This is a genomic window from Pseudomonas entomophila (genome assembly GCF_013523165.1).
In the GTDB taxonomy this organism is placed as follows: Bacteria; Pseudomonadota; Gammaproteobacteria; order Pseudomonadales; family Pseudomonadaceae; genus Aquipseudomonas; species Aquipseudomonas entomophila_A.
Map to the genome: position 1 here is coordinate 14,211 of NZ_JAAMQI010000005.1, position 16,637 is coordinate 30,847.

Sequence of the window (16,637 nt, forward strand, 5' to 3'; positions counted from 1 at the left end):
CCGCGGCTTTTCAAGCGAACGGACCCCGCTCTACACTGTACCGGTACAGTTCCGGGACATGTTCCGGGGGAAGGTGGGCGTGTGTGATGGCATGGCCATGACGCCAGTCCCGCCCGGTCTGTAGCCCTGGCCGCCAGGACCATAAGAATTACAACAGAATGAGTGGAGCACCATGATCAAGATTTCCAAGCTGTTCGCTGCAATGGTATTGGCCGGTGTCGCGAGCCATTCGATGGCCGCCGACACCATCAAGATCGGCATCGCCGGCCCCAAGACCGGCCCGGTCACGCAGTACGGTGACATGCAGTTCATCGGCGCCAAGCAGGCCATCAAGGACATCAACGCCAAGGGCGGCGTCGATGGCAAGATGCTCGAGGCCAAGGAATACGATGATGCCTGCGATCCCAAGCAGGCCGTGGCGGTCGCCAACAAGGTGGTCAACGACGGAGTGAAGTTCGTCATCGGTCACCTGTGCTCCAGCTCCACTCAACCGGCCTCGGACATCTACGAGGACGAGGGCGTGATCATGATCACCCCGGCGGCCACCAGCCCCGAGATCACCTCGCGTGGCTACAAGCTGGTGTTCCGCACCATCGGCCTGGACAGCGCCCAGGGCCCGGCGGCAGGCAACTACATCGCCGACCACGTCAAGCCCAAGGTCGTCGCAGTCCTGCACGACAAGCAGCAGTACGGTGAAGGCATCGCCACCGCCGTCAAGCAGACCCTCGAGAGCAAGAACGTCAAGGTTGCCGTCTTCGAAGGCCTCAACGCGGGTGACAAGGACTTCTCCTCGATCATCCAGAAGCTCAAGCAGAACAACGTCGACTTCGTCTACTACGGCGGCTATCACCCCGAGCTGGGCCTGATCCTGCGCCAGGCCAAGGAAAAGGGCCTGAACGCCAAGTTCATGGGGCCTGAGGGCGTGGGCAACGACTCGATCTCGCAGATCGCCCAGAACGCCTCCGAAGGCTTGCTGGTCACCCTGCCGAAGTCCTTCGACGCCGACCCTGAGAACAAGGCCATCGTCGAAGCGATCAAGGCCGACGGCAAGGACCCGAGCGGTCCGTTCGTCTTCCCCTCCTACTCGGCCGTGGAGCTGATCGCCCAGGGCATCAAGGCTGCCGGCAGCGAAGAGACCGACGCAGTAGCGGCCGCCTTGCACAAAGGCAGCTTCAAGACGCCGACCGGCACCCTGTCGTTCGACGACAAGGGCGACCTCAAGGACTTCAAGTTCGTGGTCTACGAGTGGCACTTCGGCAAGCCCAAGACCGAAGTCTCGCCCCAGTGATCGGTATCTGACCCGCTGACCAGAAGCCCACTGTGCGAGCAGTGGGCTTTGTTTTACGAGGTTCATGGGCCCGGCCGCCGCGATCCGGCGACCGGCCCACCTGAAAATCTTAAAACCGTCACCCGCGGTTCCCTGGTTGTGCGCGTTCGGTCGGCCCGTGCCGTCGGTTGAGGCCGAGCGTGTGCCCGTGAATGCGATCAGGTTTTTAGGAGCGTTGTAATGCCCGAGATCTACCACTTCTTCCAACAGCTGATCAATGGCCTGACCATTGGCAGCACCTATGCCTTGATAGCCATTGGCTACACGATGGTCTACGGCATCATTGGAATGATCAACTTCGCCCACGGCGAGGTGTACATGATCGGTTCCTACGTGGCCTTCATCGCCCTGGCGGGGCTGGCCATGATGGGGATCGACTCGCTGCCGATCCTGATGACCGTGGCCTTCGTCGCCACCATCTTCGTCACCAGCGCCTACGGCTACAGCATCGAACGGGTCGCCTACCGACCGCTGCGCAACAGCAACCGGCTGATCCCGCTGATTTCCGCGATCGGCATGTCGATCTTCCTGCAGAACACCGTGCTGCTGTCGCAGGACTCCAAGGACAAGTCGATCCCCAACCTGATTCCGGGGAGCTTCTCCTTCGGCCCAGGCGGCGCCGAGGAAGTCCTGGTGTCGTACATGCAGATTCTGGTATTCGTCGTCACCCTGGTGTCGATGGTCGGCCTGACCTTGTTCATCTCGCGCTCGCGCCTGGGTCGCGCCTGCCGCGCCTGCGCCGAAGACATCAAGATGGCCAACCTGCTGGGCATCAACACCAACAACATCATCGCCCTGACCTTCGTCATCGGTGCCGCGCTGGCGGCGGTGGCGGCCGTGCTGCTGAGCATGCAGTACGGTGTGATCAACCCCAACGCCGGCTTCCTGGTGGGCCTGAAAGCCTTCACCGCCGCAGTGCTCGGCGGCATCGGCAGCATTCCGGGCGCCATGCTCGGTGGGCTGGTGCTGGGCGTCGCCGAAGCCTTCGGCGCCGACATCTTCGGTGACCAGTACAAGGATGTGGTGGCGTTCGGGCTTCTGGTCCTGGTCCTGCTGTTCCGGCCGACTGGCATTCTGGGCCGTCCGGAGGTTGAAAAAGTATGAATCGCACTCTCAAACCGGCGCTCTTCAGCGCCCTGCTGGTCTGGGCCGTGGCATTCCCCGTGCTCGGCCTGAAACTCAGCATCGACGGCATCAACCTTGTCGTGCACAGCCAAGGGCCCTTCACCCTGACGGTGATCGCGGTCTGCTCGGTGCTGATGTTCCTGCGCGTGCTGTTCGACAAGCAGTGGAGCGCCGTGGTCCGCAGCCGTTCGGACCGCAAGCTGATCTCCCCGGCCGTCAGCAACTTCCTGACCCTGCCACGCACCCAGCGCTGGATCATCCTGGGGCTGATCGTGGTGGCGCTGGTCTGGCCGTTCTTCGGCTCGCGCGGGGCGGTGGACATCGCCACGCTGATCCTGATCTACGTGATGCTGGGGCTGGGCCTGAACATCGTGGTCGGCCTGGCAGGCCTGCTCGACCTGGGCTACGTGGGCTTCTATGCCGTCGGTGCCTACAGCTACGCGCTGCTGTCGCATTACTATGGCCTGAGCTTCTGGATCTGCCTGCCGATCGCCGGGCTGATGGCCGCGACCTTCGGGTTCCTGCTGGGCTTCCCGGTGCTGCGCCTGCGTGGCGACTACCTGGCCATCGTCACCCTGGGGTTCGGCGAGATCATCCGGCTGTTCCTGCGCAACCTCACCGACCTCACCGGTGGCCCCAACGGCATCAGCAACATCGAGAAGCCCACGTTCTTCGGCCTGAGCTTCGAACGCCGCGCCGCCGAGGGCCTGCAGACGTTCCACGAGTTCTTCGGCCTGCCCTACAACTCGATCAACAAGGTGATCTTCCTCTACCTGGTCGCCCTGTTGCTGGCGCTGCTGGCGCTGTTCGTGATCAACCGGCTGCTGCGCATGCCGATCGGACGCGCCTGGGAAGCCTTGCGCGAGGACGAGATCGCCTGCCGTGCGCTGGGCCTGAACCCTACCGTGATCAAGCTCTCGGCCTTCACCCTCGGGGCCAGCTTCGCGGGCTTCGCCGGCAGCTTCTTCGCCGCGCGGCAAGGCCTGGTCACACCCGAGTCGTTCACCTTCATCGAGTCGGCCATCATCCTGGCGATCGTGGTGCTCGGCGGCATGGGCTCGCAGCTGGGCGTGATCCTCGCTGCGATCGTCATGATCCTGCTGCCGGAGCTGATGCGTGAATTCAGCGAATACCGGATGCTCATGTTCGGTGCGCTGATGGTGTTGATGATGATCTGGCGTCCGCAAGGCCTGCTGCCGATGCAACGCCCTCACCTGGAGCTGCGCCGATGAGCCGTGACATCCTGCAAGTCAGCGACCTGAGCATGCGCTTTGGCGGCCTGCTGGCGGTCAACGGCGTCGGCCTGACCGTCAAGGAGCGCCAGGTCGTGGCGCTGATCGGCCCCAACGGGGCCGGCAAGACCACCGTCTTCAACTGCCTGACCGGGTTCTACAAGCCCAGCGGCGGGACCATCCTGCTCGACGGGCAACCGATCCAGGGGCTGGCTGGGCACCAGATCGCGCGCAAGGGCGTGGTGCGTACCTTCCAGAACGTGCGCCTGTTCAAGGAAATGACCGCGCTGGAAAACCTGCTGATCGCCCAACACCGGCACCTGAACACCAACTTCCTGGCAGGCCTGTTCAAGACGCCAGCCTTCCGTCGCAGTGAGCAGGAAGCCATGGAGCGGGCGCAGTACTGGCTGGAGCGGGTCAACCTCACCGAATTCGCCAACCGCACGGCGGGCACCCTGGCCTATGGTCAGCAACGCCGCCTGGAAATCGCCCGCTGCATGATGACCCGTCCGCGGATCATCATGCTCGACGAGCCGGCGGCCGGACTCAACCCTAAGGAAACCGAAGACCTCAAGGCCCTGATCGGCTACTTGCGCGAGGAGCATGCGGTCACGGTGCTGTTGATCGAGCACGACATGAAACTGGTGATGAGCATTTCCGACCACATCGTGGTCATCAACCAGGGCACGCCCCTGGCCGACGGCACGCCCGACGCGATTCGCGGCAACCCCGAGGTGATCAAAGCCTACCTGGGGGAAGCGTGATGCTGACATTCGAGAACGTGTCCACCTTCTACGGCAAGATCCAGGCACTGCACAGCGTCAACGTGGAGATCAAGCAAGGCGAGATCGTCACCTTGATCGGCGCCAACGGCGCGGGCAAGTCGACCCTGCTGATGACCCTGTGCGGCTCGCCGCAGGCGCACGCCGGCAGCATCCGCTACCTGGGCGAGGAACTGGTCGGCCAGCCTTCATCGCACATCATGCGCAAGAGCATCGCCGTGGTACCGGAAGGCCGGCGCGTGTTTTCCCGGCTGACGGTGGAGGAGAACCTGGCCATGGGCGGGTTCTTCACCGACAAGGACGACTACCAGGCGCAGCTGGACAAGGTGCTGCACCTGTTCCCGCGCCTGAAGGAGCGCTATGCCCAGCGCGGCGGGACCATGTCGGGGGGCGAGCAGCAGATGCTGGCGATCGGCCGGGCGCTGATGAGCAAGCCCAAGCTGCTGTTGCTCGATGAACCGTCGCTGGGCTTGGCGCCGATCATCATCCAGCAGATCTTCGACATCATCGAGCAGTTGCGCCAGGACGGCGTGACGGTCTTTCTGGTGGAGCAGAACGCCAACCAGGCGCTGAAGATCGCAGACCGCGCGTACGTGCTGGAAAACGGGCACGTGGTGATGCAAGGGTCCGGCGAGGCGCTGCTGACCGATCCGAAGGTGCGCGAGGCTTACCTGGGCGGGTGATGCCCGCAGTAATGTCAATGATCTGGCCCGATGTCTGGCCGACGTCGGTTCTGACGACGAGTCAGGCATCGGGTTGGATCGATGCAGGTTGATTTCGTGGGCCCTTCGGGCCCAATCGCGGCACTGGGGCCGCTCCTACACCCGTAGTCCCGCCGCAGTAAGACAGGCAGTCACGGTCCTCATGTGAGCAACTGTCTTTTTTCTGCTACAACGCATTGACTGTTTTGTGGGCTCTCCGAGCCCAATCGCGGCACAGGGGCCGCTCCTACACCCGTAGTCCCGCCGCAGTAAGACAGGCAGTCACGGTCCCCCATGTGGGAGCGGCCCCCGTGCCGCGATTTGGCCCGCAGGGCCCACAACATCAGCCACCCCCCTGTTTCAGGCAAACGTGCACTGACACCGCCCTCCGTGTGAGGCCGATTCATCGAGGCGCTGGGCCAACCGCGTCCGGCCTGAAAGGCACCTGCACATGCCCACCCCAAGTCACCCCATCTGCACGGTCGTGCCGAGCCCCCTTCCAGCGCCTTCGAGCACCCGCGCTTGCCCTCCCCCTTGAGATCGAACGCCAGCCTGCGTAACGTGGCCGCCATCTTTCGCCCGCTCCTGGAGCCTGTCCGCATGCGCGCCACCCCTCTGCTGCTCGCCGCCCTGTTGCCCCTGTTCGCCGGTTGCCAGATGTTCTCGCAACCGCCCAGCAACCCGAACCTGGGCACTACCCGTCTGCAGGGCGAGGTCAGCGACAACGGCAGTCAATTGCTGTTTCAGCCCTGTGACGACAGCCGTCACTTCCTGCTCAACGACGTGGCCGACCTCGGCCTGTCCCAGGACGTGAAGAACCTGCCGCAGAGCACATCAGGCAAGGTCTTCGCCGACCTGCGCGGCACCCTGGGCGGCACCCGCACCGCCACCGGCGACGGCACGCTGGACGTCACCCGCGTCTACCGGTTGGAGTCTGCCTCCGGCGCCTGCAACGACCCGGCCTTCAAGCGGCTGACCGTGCACGCCAGTGGCCAGAACCCGGCCTGGGACCTCAAGGCCAGTGGCAAAGGCATGGTCTTGACCCGTGCCGGGCAGCCGCCGCTGGCACTGCCGTTCCTGGAGGAGCAGATCCCGGGCGGCAGCCTGAACCTGTCGACCGAAGCCAACCACCAGCAGGTTCAGGTCTGGCTGGCACCACAGCACTGCGTCGACGCCTCGAGCGGCGCCATCCGGCACCTGCACGCCGAGCTGCGCATCGATGGCCAGACCTTCCAGGGCTGCGGCTATTACGGGGGCGCACGGGACAACTGATCACTGGTGACGTTTCTCCTGCCAGTCGGGGTGACGAAAGGCTTATAATCGGCGGTTTACGTAAAGCCACCGGCCGTTCGAGGCCGGGATACCGGACTCCGCCATGCTACGAATCACCGAACTGAAGCTGCCCCTGGACCATCCTGACGAGGCGCTGCGCGAAGCCATCCTGCAGCGCCTGGGCATCACCGACGAACAGCTGACGGGCTTCACCCTGTTCAAGCGCAGCTACGACGCGCGCAAGAAGAACAGCGAGCTGCTGTTCATCTACACCATCGACCTGGAAGCGACCAACGAAGCCGAACTGCTGCGTCGCTTCGCCGACGATCGCAACATCGGCGTGGCCCCGGACACCACCTACCGGTTCGTCGGGCACGCCAGCCAGGCACCCGAGCAGCGCCCCCTGGTGGTCGGGTTCGGCCCGTGCGGTATCTTCGCCGGGCTGCTGCTGGCCCAGATGGGCCTGCGCCCGATCATCCTCGAACGCGGCAAGGACGTGCGCCAACGCACCAAGGACACCTGGGGCCTGTGGCGCAAGAGCGAACTCAATCCGGAGTCGAACGTGCAGTTCGGCGAAGGCGGCGCGGGTACCTTCTCCGACGGCAAGCTCTACAGCCAGATCAAGGACCCGCAGCATCATGGCCGCAAGGTCCTGGAAGAGTTCGTCAAGGCCGGCGCGCCCGAGGAAATCCTCTACATCAACAAGCCGCACATCGGCACCTTCCGCCTGACCGGCATGGTCGAGCGCATGCGCGAGGAGATCATCGCCCTGGGTGGCGAGGTGCGCTTCGAGCAGAAGGTCACCGACCTGCTGATCGACAATGACCAGCTGCAGGGCGTCGTGCTGCACAGCGGCGAGCAGTTGCACGCGCGCCATGTGGTGCTGGCGCTGGGCCACAGCGCACGCGACACGTTCCGCATGCTGCATGGCAAGGGCGTGTTCATGGAGGCCAAGCCGTTCTCCGTGGGGTTCCGCATCGAGCACCCACAGTCGCTGATCGACCAGGCACGCCTGGGCAAGTACGCGGGCCATCCGAAACTCGGCGCTGCCGACTACAAGCTGGTCTACCACGCCAGCAACGGGCGCTCGGTGTACAGCTTCTGCATGTGCCCAGGCGGCACCGTGGTGGCGGCCACCAGCGAGCCGGGTCGCGTCGTGACCAACGGCATGAGCCAGTATTCGCGCAACGAGCGCAATGCCAACTCGGGCATCGTGGTCGGGATCGACCCGGAGCGGGACTACCCTGGCAGCCCGCTGGCCGGTATCGAGCTGCAGGAGCGCCTGGAGGCCCACGCCTACGTGATGGGCGGCAGCAACTATCAGGCGCCGGCGCAGCTGGTCGGTGACTTCGTCGCCGGTCGTCCGTCCACGGCACTGGGCAGCGTCGAGCCGTCCTACAAGCCAGGCGTGACCCTCGGGGACCTGGCCCCCAGCCTGCCTGCCTTCGCCATCGAGGCGATCCGCGAGGCACTGCCGGCCTTCGACCGTCAGATCAAGGGCTACAACCTGCCCGACGCGATCCTGACCGGCATCGAGACCCGCACCTCCTCGCCGCTGCGCATCACCCGTGACGACAGCTACCAGAGCCTGAACCTCAAGGGCCTGTTCCCGGCCGGTGAAGGCGCCGGTTACGCCGGTGGCATCCTCTCGGCCGGGGTCGATGGCATCCGTGTGGCCGAGGCCGTAGCGCGCGACATGCTGGGCCTCACGGCCTGAGGCGAGCGCCCACGAAAACGCCCCGGGCAGCGAGGCTGGCCGGGGCGTTCAGGTGACGCTGGACTCAGTGCGAAACGCGGCTGGTGCCGTCCACGGTCATGATGCGCACGCGCTCGCCGACCCGGAAGATTTCGTTCGATTGCACGGCCTGAACGTAGGCGCGGGTGCTGCCGTCGTCCTCGCGTACGGTGATTTCCACACCCTGAGTTCGGGTGATGCCTTCTTCGGCCGCCGAACCGGCCAGGCCACCGGCGACCGCGCCGATCACCGCAGCCACGAGGCTGCCACGCCCGCCGCCGATGGCACTGCCCGCCACACCACCGACGATGGCGCCTGCGCCACCACCGATCGGCGTCTTGGTGCCTTCGATCTTCACGGGGCGCAGGGCTTCGATGGTACCCATGCGCACCGTCTGGACGCGCCGGGCCTCATCGCGAGAGTAGGTATCGCCCGCCAGGTTCGAGGCACAGCCGCCGAGCAACAGGGAAAAGGCGGTGAAGCTCGCTACCAGCAATCCGGATCTACGCATGGGAAAAGTCTCCAATAATCGAGTGTCCATTAGACCCCGTGCGCGCAGAGCTGTCACCGGCCAGCCGTTAAATCGTTTTTCATCCAGGCCCGGTTGGCTCACGTCCGCGCACGGTGTGGTTATCCATGGGACCACGCATGGCGGCAATGAGTCCGTCACGCTGACGGCGTGAAGGCATTGGACCAGGAACGCGCAACTCACAGGGTTATTTGCATGCAAGTCTGGCTGGCCAGTGGGTTGCCCGGAATCAGGGCCAGCGACAGGGGCTGGTCAGGTGTCGCCTGCATCGCGGGCAAGCCCGCTCCCACAAGAGGAGCGTGCTTGCCTACATGCCTGGGCTGGCGCCACAGGCCAGGGAAGCCAGAGGATCAGGGCGCGAGGCGTTCGCGCTGCCACTGTCCGTCCACCGCACGGTAGTTCAGACGGTCGTGCAGGCGGCTGGGGCGGCCTTGCCAGAACTCGATGCGATCCGGCACCAGACGATAGCCACCCCAGTGTTCGGGGCAATGCGGCGCGGTATCCTTGAAGCGCGCCTGCGTGGCCTGCACAAGATCCTCCAGTGCTTCACGTCCCGCGATCACGCGGCTCTGCGGCGAAGCCCACGCCCCCAGGCGGCTGCCCAGGGGGCGCACCTGGTAATAAGCGTCGGACTCCTGGGCGGTGACCTTCTCCACTCGACCTTCGATGCGCACCTGACGCTCCAGCGCCGGCCAGAAGAAGGTGATGGCCGCGAACGGGTTGGCCCGCAGCTGCTCGCCCTTGGCGCTGTCGTAGTTGCTGAAGAAGGTGAACCCCTGCGCGTCCAGCCCTTTGAGCAACAGCACCCGACAGTGCGGCCGACCGTCGGCATCGACGGTGGCAAGGGTCATGGCATTGGCCTCGACCGGCGCCTGCTCGGTCTGCACGGCGTCGTCGAACCACTGGTGGAACAGCGCGAACGGCTCGTCCGGCGCCTGCGCTTCGGCCAGGCCATCGCGGGTGTAGTCACGCCGCATATCAGCCAGGGTCTGGGTCATGTCGAGCTTCCTTGACGATCAGTTGGTCTTGTTGGCCGCGACCTTCTTGTCCACGGCGGCCTTCTTGGCGGCAGGCTTGGCTGCTGCCTTCTTCGCTGCAGGCTTGGCCTTGGCCTTGGCCACGGTCTTCTTGGCAGCTGGCTTGGCAGCGGCTTTGGCAGCCGGCTTGCTGGCGGGGGCCTTGACCACGGGCGCCTTGGCGTCCTGGGTGGCGACCATGGCCACAGGCGAGACCACCGGGGTCGCCTGCTGGTACTTGGCGAGCAAGGCGACCATGGTGTTCTGCGGCGTCAGCAGCATTTCGACGCGACGGTTCAGGGCACGGCCCTCGGCGCTGTCGTTGGCGGCGCGTGGCATCACCGAGCCCATGCCCTTGAGGATCAGGCGGTCACGCTGCAGGCCGCTGAGACGGAAGATCGCCGAGACCGAGGCGGCCCGCTCCAGGCTGAGCTTCTGGTTGGCCGCCGCAACACCGCTGCTGTCGGCATGGCCCAGCACCAGTACGGCGGTCTTCGGGTCGCCTTCCACGGCCTTGGCCACACGGGTGATCGGGCCCAACGTGACCGGCAGCAGCATGTTCGGACGGTCCGGGTTGTAGTTGCCGTCGACCGGCAAGGTCACCGCCAGCAGGTCATCGCGGCGCTCGACCTGCAGGTTGGTGCCCTTCACCGCTTCACGCAGTTTCGGCTCGTAATCGTCCAGCCAGGCCTGGGTGGCCTTCTGGTCGATCTTCGGCACCACTGGCTGGGCCTGGGCAGTCTGCTTGCCTTCACCACCGAACGGCCACCACCAGCGGCTGCCGCTCTCGGACTTGGCATCGGCCTTGGCGACCTTTTCGGTCACCGCGTCCTTGACCTCCTTGTCGGCGACCTGATCGGACCCGAACGGCCACCAGTGACGGCTGGTCTGGGCAGAGCCGTCTTGAGCGTGCTGAGCGCAGCCGGTCATGGCCAGGCACAGGGCAAGTGCTAAGGTTTTTTGTGAAGACATCAGCGATACACCATGAATTAGAAGAAGTTCTGCCCAGCCGTGGAGGGGCGTTGGCGTTGAGGATAGACAAAGCCTGCGGTCAATACTTGTACAACCCGATCAAAGGCAACCGGCCAAGGCGCGGACCAGCGCCTGGGCGCGTGGGTCCATCAGGACGTACGGCCCCAGGGTAGAGGTGACGAAGCCGAAGGCGACGTCGCGCCCGGGATCGGCGAAGCCGACCGAGCCGCCGGCCCCTGGGTGACCGAAGGCATTGCCGCCCAGTCCGAAGGTGGCATTGGGCTGGTCGGGCTGGTCGAGCATGCAGCCCAGGCCGAAGCGCGTCGAGGTGAGCAGCGTCAGGTCATGACCACAGCTGTGCTCGCGGGTCATTTCGTCCAGCAGCTCGGCTTCCAGCAGGCTGCCGTCGAGCAAACCGGCATAGAAGCCTGCCAGGGCCCGGGCCGTGCCGTGCCCGTTCGCTGCAGGTTGCTGCATGCGGCGCCAGGCCGGCTTGTTGGTACTGGTCAGCATGCCTGGCGGGTTGGTGAAGGCTCGCGTGGACAGCGCCTCGGGCTCGCGCAGGGTCACATGCAGCAGGCGCTGCGCGGCCGCATCGCCGACAGTGCCCTTGGCGCGGGCCAGGTGTGCGACGCGGGGGAACTCATCATCGTGCAGCCCGATGTGGAAATCCAGGCCCAGCGGCCTGGCGGTGCGGGCGACGATCGAGTCACCGGGCATGCGGCCATCGACGCGACGGATCAGCTCTCCAACCAGCCAACCGTAGGTGATGGCCGCGTAGCCGTGCGCCGTGCCCGGCGTCCACCAGGGCGCCTCGGCAGCCAGCGTATCGACCATGCGTTGCCAATCGTAGAAGGCTTCGGCAGGCAGCAGGTCATGGATGGCCGGCACCCCGGCGCGGTGGCTGAGCAGCTGGCGGACGGTGACGGACTGCTTGCCGGCCTGGGCGAACTCGGGCCAGTAGCGGGCCACCGGGGCGTCGAGGGCCAGCTTGCCCTCGCCCACCAGTTGCAAGGCCGTGACAGCGGTGAACGCCTTGGTGCAGGAGAACAGGTTGACCAGGGTGTCGCTGTGCCAGGCCTCGGCGCCGTCCTTGTCGGCCGTACCGGCCCACAGGTCGATCACCACCTCGCCGCCGACCTGGATGCACAGCGCTGCGCCGCGTTCTTGAGGATCGTCGAACAAGGCGGCGAACGCCTCGCGCACCGCTTCGAACTTCAGCTCGTAATGACCCTGGATCTGCACTTGCCCGCCCCTCGTTCACCGGTGTCGCAAAGGCGTGCATTGTTTCAGTAGTTGGGCGATTTGCATACACCGGGCAGTCAGGCGAAGGGAGAATCCGTGTCCAGTGAAGGTCTTTGGAAGCCGGGCCCAGGGCCCTGGCCTCACGGTGCTTCGACAGGCGCCCCCTTTACTCGCTCGCGCACGACAGCCACGGCGTGCGCATGGCTCTTGCTCACGGCCTCGACGAACCCCGACCAGGGCACATCGGTGATCGCCACCAGTCCCAGGTGACCGTTCTCGCCATCGAGCAGGCGTCCGCTGGCCGGCTGGTCCAGGTACTGGAACCAGTGCGCCCCCACGATCAACGGCTGGGCCAGCGCGGCGTCGATGAAGGCTGCGTAGGCAGGCCCGCGTGCCTCCTCGCGGGGCACTTCCACCGGCCCGGGCCAGAACGGGCCGCGGTCGCGGGAGCCGAACTGGAACTCCGACACCAGTACCGGCTTGTCCAGCTCGGCCAGGCGTGCGAAGTCGTAGCCGTCTTGGGGTGTGAGGGTATAGAAGTTGAAGCTCAGCACGTCACAGAATTCGGCGCAGGCCTGGACGGCCTCGGGCGTGCTGACGGCAAAGCGTCCGCCGAGCAGCAGGTGATTGGGCGCATGCCAGTCCAGCGCGTCGGCGATGGTCTTGAAATAGGTCTGGGCGAACACCGCCTGGAAGTGCTGGTAGTCGCGCTCGATCTCCGGGTGCGCCGGGTCGGGCAGTGGCGCCTCGAAACCTGGGTCCTCCATCAGCTCCCAGGCCGGCAACTGGATGCCCCAGGCCTTGGACAGCCCCTCCTGGTTGCGGTACTTGTCGCGCAGTTGCTTGAGAAACGCCCGCTTGGCCGGCACGTCGGTGGTCAGGCGCAGGGTGCCGAAGGCCAGGCCGTAACGGGCCCTGGGGTCATCGCCCGGTGCCGCCCAGGCCAGCTCGTTGTCGGCGAAGTAGCCGATCAGCCAAGGATCGTCGCGGTGATCGCGGGCCGCGATGGCCACGGCGCGTTCGGTGGCCATGGCAAAGCGCGGATCGAACGGGTCGGGCATGCGTCCCCACCAGTCCATGCCGGTGCTGATGCTGGCGTAGTCGCCGACGATCGACAACGGCAGGGTGTAGGGCACGCGCGCCGCCTGCCCGAGCGCCGGGTCGCTCCAGTTGCCCAGGGTATTGAAGCCCCAGGCCTGGAGCCGGTCCAGCGTGTGGGCCTGCCAGCGGGACGCATCGACCGGCCCGAACGGGCAGGCCGTCCCAGACGTGGCCTTGGGCGTCGTGCAGTCGGCAGGTGCGGTACGCGCCAGGTTGGCGGCGTAGAAGTCGAACCAGCGCCCCTGCTTGTAGCCGCGCCCCTGCGAAGACGCGTTGCCATCATCGTTGTTGCCTTTACCGAAGAACGCCGCCAACGGCTCGCCCTCGGCGGGAAGCTGGGTGAACATCGTCTCCCGACCTGCCACGTAGGTGCGTCCGCCGTCGCGGGCCACGGCATTCACGCCCAGCGAAAAGAACGGGTGGCCTTCCGGCGTGACCAGGTACCAGTGCCCCTCGCGTTTTTCCGTATGGAAGAACCCGGTGGCCTCGAACGCCTGGCCACCGCTGACGCCACCGTAGGCGTCCAGTGCCTGTTGGCCCCGGGCCTGCAACGCTGCCTGCAGGCGTTGCCGTTCGCGATCGGCACCGACCTGGAGCTGGGCATCGCTGTCGACCTTGTCGGGCCAGTGTCCACGGGTCGCCTGCCCATAGCCATCGATCAGCCGGGCATACGCCGCATCGATGGCCCGGGCATCGTCCTGCACCGCCACTTTTTCGATCAGCAGGCTTTGCGCCACGGCCGGTCGTGGAATGCTCAAGGTGATCGAGGCCACCTGGGCCAGGTCGATCTCGCCGCGGCTGGCGGTCACCAGCAGGCGTTGGCCGTCATGCACCCAGGGCATGGGAGGCCCGGCGCGCATGCCTTCGTTCAGCGGGGCATGGGCCTGCAGGGGTATCCAGACCGTCTGGGCGGGCCCGGCTGGCAGGTCGATGCGGCTGGTCAGGCGCTGCCCTCCATTGTCCTGCACCGTCACGTCGACCGTCAGTGCCCAGTCCATGCCGCTTTGCAGGCGCAGGCTCAGCGCCCGCTGGCCCGACCAGTCCCAGACGCCCTGCTGGGGCGCCAGGCGCAACCACGGGTTGGCTGCCGGGTTGAAGACCACGCGGCGCAACACTTCACCCGCAACGGTCTGCTCGGCATTGGACTGCGGCAACCCGGCATCGCCCGTCGTGACCGCAACCACCGAGGCCGGGCGCACGAAACTGAACAACGCCTGCTGCGCGGCCAGGGCCGGTGAAGCCAGGGCCGCGCTCAACGCGGCGACCATCAGGTGACGGATCATGACGCAGGTTCTCCTTGAAAAGCTCGAGGCCCCCGCAGGGGCCCAGGTCAGCCAACCATGGCGCTCGACGTCGAGGGTCAGCCGATCTCTCGCCGGAAAGGCGGCAGCGCATTGAGGATAGCCTTTCCGTAACGCTGGGTGACCACGCGCCGGTCGAGCAAGGTGATGGTGCCGCGGTCCTGCTCGGTGCGCAGCAGCCGCCCGCAGGCCTGGATCAGGCGCAGCGAGGCGTCGGGCACGGCGATCTCCATGAACGGGTTGCCGCCGCGTGCCTCGATCCATTCGGCCAGGGCCGCTTCCACCGGGTCGTCCGGCACGGCGAACGGGATCTTGGCGATCACCACGTGCTCGCAATAGGCACCCGGCAGGTCAACACCCTCGGCGAAACTGGCCAGCCCGAACAGCACGCTGGACTGCCCGTCGTCCACCCTGGACTTGTGCTTGTTGAGGGTTTCCTGCTTGGACAGGTTGCCCTGGATCAGCACGCCCTTGCGCCAGTCGCGGTCCAGCCCGTCGAACACGTCCTGCATCTGCTTGCGCGACGAGAACAGCACCAGCGAGCCGCGCGAGCCTTCGACCAGGTCGGGCAGGTCACGGATGATGGCGGCCGTGTGCGACGGCACGTCACGCGGGTCGGCGCGCAGGTCGGGTACCCGCAGCACGCCGGCATCGGCGTGGTGGAACGGGCTGGGCACCACGCTGGTGACCGCATCGCGGGGCACGCCGGAGCGCATGCGGAAGCGGTCGAACTTGCCCAGGGCGGTCAACGTGGCCGAGGTCACCAGCGCACCATGGGCCACGTTCCACAGGCTGCGGCGCAACATCTCGGCGGCCAGGATCGGGCTGGCGTTGACCTCGATGTCGAACAGCGCGCCGCCTTCGACCAAGGTCAGCCAACGCGCCATCGGCGGATTGTCTTGCGGGTCTTCGGCGGTGAATGCGCCCCACAGCTCCCAGTTGCCCTGGGCGCGCGTCACCAGGGTGCCGAACAGCGGGTACCATTCCTCGGCCTGGTGGCTGGCGATGCCGATGTTCTTCTCACCGTCCATGCCCTCCTTGAGCAGGTCGGCCAGGCGGGTGAACAGGTCGTTCAGCTGACCGAACCCCTTCTTCAGCTCCAGGCCTGCCTCGCGCATGGCCTCGGGCACCACGCCGCCCTCGAAGCGGTAGCGCGGTCGCTCGCGGCCTTCGACGTCCTCGCCGGGGCGAAAATCGGCGATCTGCTCGCACAAGGTGAACATGAACTGCTGCTGGGTGCGCAGCGCACGTGCCAGCTCCGGCACCTGTTCGATCAGCCGGCCCAGGTCGCCGGGCAGCGGGTGCTGGGCCAGCAGCTTGGTGAGGTTCTTGGCCGTCTGTTCCAGCCAGTCGGCGGTGGAGCGCAGGCGCGAATAATGGGCGAAATGGCCGATGGCCTTGTCCGGCAGGTGATGACCCTCGTCGAACACGTAGACCGTGTCGCGCGGGTCGGGCAGCACGGCGCCGCCACCCAGTGCCAGGTCGGCCAGGACCATGTCGTGGTTGGTGACGATGACGTCCACCTTGCCCATGCCTTCGCGGGCCTTGTAGAACACGCACTGCTGGAAGTTCGGGCAGTGGCGGCCGGTGCACTGGCCATGGTCGGTGGTCAGCCGGGCCCAGGCCTGGTCGTCCACGGCCTCGGGCCAGCTGTCGCGGTCGCCGTCCCAGCGGTTACCGGCCAGGCGCTCGATCATGGTGTTGAAGAGCTTCTGGCTGGCTTCGTCGACCTCGATGTGGAAGCCTTCTTCCTCGAACAGTTGCGCGGTGGCCGAATGGGCGTTGCCTTCCTGCAGCAGCAGGTCGAGCTTGGACAGGCACAGGTAGCGGCCACGGCCCTTGGCCAGGGCGAAGCTGAAGTTCAGCCCGCTGTTGCGCATCAGGTCGGGCAGGTCCTTGAAGACGATCTGCTCCTGCAGGGCCACGGTCGCGGTGGCGATCACCAGCCGCTTGCCGGCCGCCTTGGCCGCCGGAATGGCTGCCAGGCTGTAGGCGACGGTCTTGCCGGTACCGGTGCCGGCCTCGACCGCGACCACCGCCGGCTCGCCGGCCCGCCGCCCCTCGTCGTCGCAAGGGATGTCGCCGAGGACCTTGGCCACTTCGGCGATCATCAGCCGTTGGCCATAACGGGGGCGCAGGCCCTTGGCCTCGAGGAAACGCGAATAGGCGCCCTGGATGGTGCTCTTGAGTTCGGTGCTGATCATGGTCTGGGCGCGCCCGGAGGGCTGTATGGATTTTCAGTGTTTCGCATGGGTCGCTATCATACCCGGCTCGCGCGCCGATTGCCCCCCGGAGATCC

The 16,637-nt window shown here is 66.0% G+C and carries 13 protein-coding genes; 7 read left to right on the forward strand and 6 right to left on the reverse strand.

From position 1 onward, the window contains the following. Positions 1–172: 172 nt before the first annotated feature. The 7 genes from G7Z99_RS05150 (at position 173) to G7Z99_RS05180 (ending at position 8,156) form a co-directional block, all read left to right on the forward strand. Positions 173–1,288 carry a branched-chain amino acid ABC transporter substrate-binding protein gene (locus G7Z99_RS05150; RefSeq protein WP_181092514.1) on the forward strand — a complete coding sequence of 372 codons (1,116 nt, stop codon included), beginning with the start codon at positions 173–175 and terminating at the stop codon, positions 1,286–1,288. Positions 1,289–1,507: 219 nt separating this feature from the next. Continuing rightward, complete coding sequence (gene livH / locus G7Z99_RS05155) at positions 1,508–2,431, forward strand: high-affinity branched-chain amino acid ABC transporter permease LivH (protein WP_060394721.1); 924 nt, start codon at positions 1,508–1,510, stop codon at positions 2,429–2,431. Next, positions 2,428–3,684: a high-affinity branched-chain amino acid ABC transporter permease LivM gene (locus tag G7Z99_RS05160; RefSeq protein WP_181092515.1), complete on the forward strand. Its 1,257-nt coding sequence runs from the start codon at positions 2,428–2,430 to the stop codon at positions 3,682–3,684. Before livH ends, G7Z99_RS05160 begins: the two co-directional genes overlap by 4 nt. Beyond that, positions 3,681–4,448: a high-affinity branched-chain amino acid ABC transporter ATP-binding protein LivG gene (livG, locus tag G7Z99_RS05165; RefSeq protein ID WP_060394723.1), complete on the forward strand. Its 768-nt coding sequence runs from the start codon at positions 3,681–3,683 to the stop codon at positions 4,446–4,448. The genes G7Z99_RS05160 and livG overlap by 4 nt, the downstream gene beginning before the upstream one ends. Beyond that, the gene (locus G7Z99_RS05170) at positions 4,448–5,149 is read left to right on the forward strand and encodes an ABC transporter ATP-binding protein (protein WP_181092516.1); all 702 of its coding nucleotides are present in this window, start codon (positions 4,448–4,450) and stop codon (positions 5,147–5,149) included. Before livG ends, G7Z99_RS05170 begins: the two co-directional genes overlap by 1 nt. Before the next feature lie 618 nt (positions 5,150–5,767). Further along, positions 5,768–6,439: a COG3650 family protein gene (locus tag G7Z99_RS05175; protein ID WP_181092517.1), complete on the forward strand. Its 672-nt coding sequence runs from the start codon at positions 5,768–5,770 to the stop codon at positions 6,437–6,439. Positions 6,440–6,542: 103 nt separating this feature from the next. Continuing rightward, positions 6,543–8,156, forward strand: coding sequence for an NAD(P)/FAD-dependent oxidoreductase (locus tag G7Z99_RS05180; protein WP_181092518.1), 1,614 nt, complete (start codon positions 6,543–6,545; stop codon positions 8,154–8,156). 64 nt (positions 8,157–8,220) lie between these two features. Here G7Z99_RS05180 and G7Z99_RS05185 read toward each other — a convergent pair whose 3' ends face one another. The 6 genes from G7Z99_RS05185 to dinG all read right to left on the reverse strand — a co-directional run bounded on the left by G7Z99_RS05185 (position 8,221) and on the right by dinG (position 16,542). Beyond that, a complete protein-coding gene (locus tag G7Z99_RS05185; protein ID WP_060394727.1) occupies positions 8,221–8,685 on the reverse strand; it encodes an outer membrane lipoprotein in 465 nt (154 codons plus the stop codon). A gap of 368 nt (positions 8,686–9,053) precedes the next feature. Next, the gene (gene pdxH, locus G7Z99_RS05190) at positions 9,054–9,701 is read right to left on the reverse strand and encodes a pyridoxamine 5'-phosphate oxidase (protein ID WP_181092519.1); all 648 of its coding nucleotides are present in this window, start codon (positions 9,699–9,701) and stop codon (positions 9,054–9,056) included. An 18-nt stretch (positions 9,702–9,719) separates the two neighbouring features. Then, positions 9,720–10,691, reverse strand: coding sequence for an OmpA family protein (locus G7Z99_RS05195; RefSeq protein ID WP_181092520.1), 972 nt, complete (start codon positions 10,689–10,691; stop codon positions 9,720–9,722). Positions 10,692–10,790: 99 nt separating this feature from the next. Further along, on the reverse strand, positions 10,791–11,936 hold the full coding sequence (locus tag G7Z99_RS05200; protein ID WP_181092521.1) for a serine hydrolase domain-containing protein: 1,146 nt from the start codon (positions 11,934–11,936) through the stop codon (positions 10,791–10,793). 140 nt (positions 11,937–12,076) lie between these two features. Then, positions 12,077–14,320, reverse strand: a complete 2,244-nt coding sequence (locus G7Z99_RS05205) for a beta-galactosidase (RefSeq protein WP_181092522.1) — start codon at positions 14,318–14,320, stop codon at positions 12,077–12,079. 77 nt (positions 14,321–14,397) lie between these two features. Further along, a complete protein-coding gene (gene dinG / locus G7Z99_RS05210) occupies positions 14,398–16,542 on the reverse strand; it encodes an ATP-dependent DNA helicase DinG (RefSeq protein WP_181092523.1) in 2,145 nt (714 codons plus the stop codon). Positions 16,543–16,637: the final 95 nt, after the last annotated feature.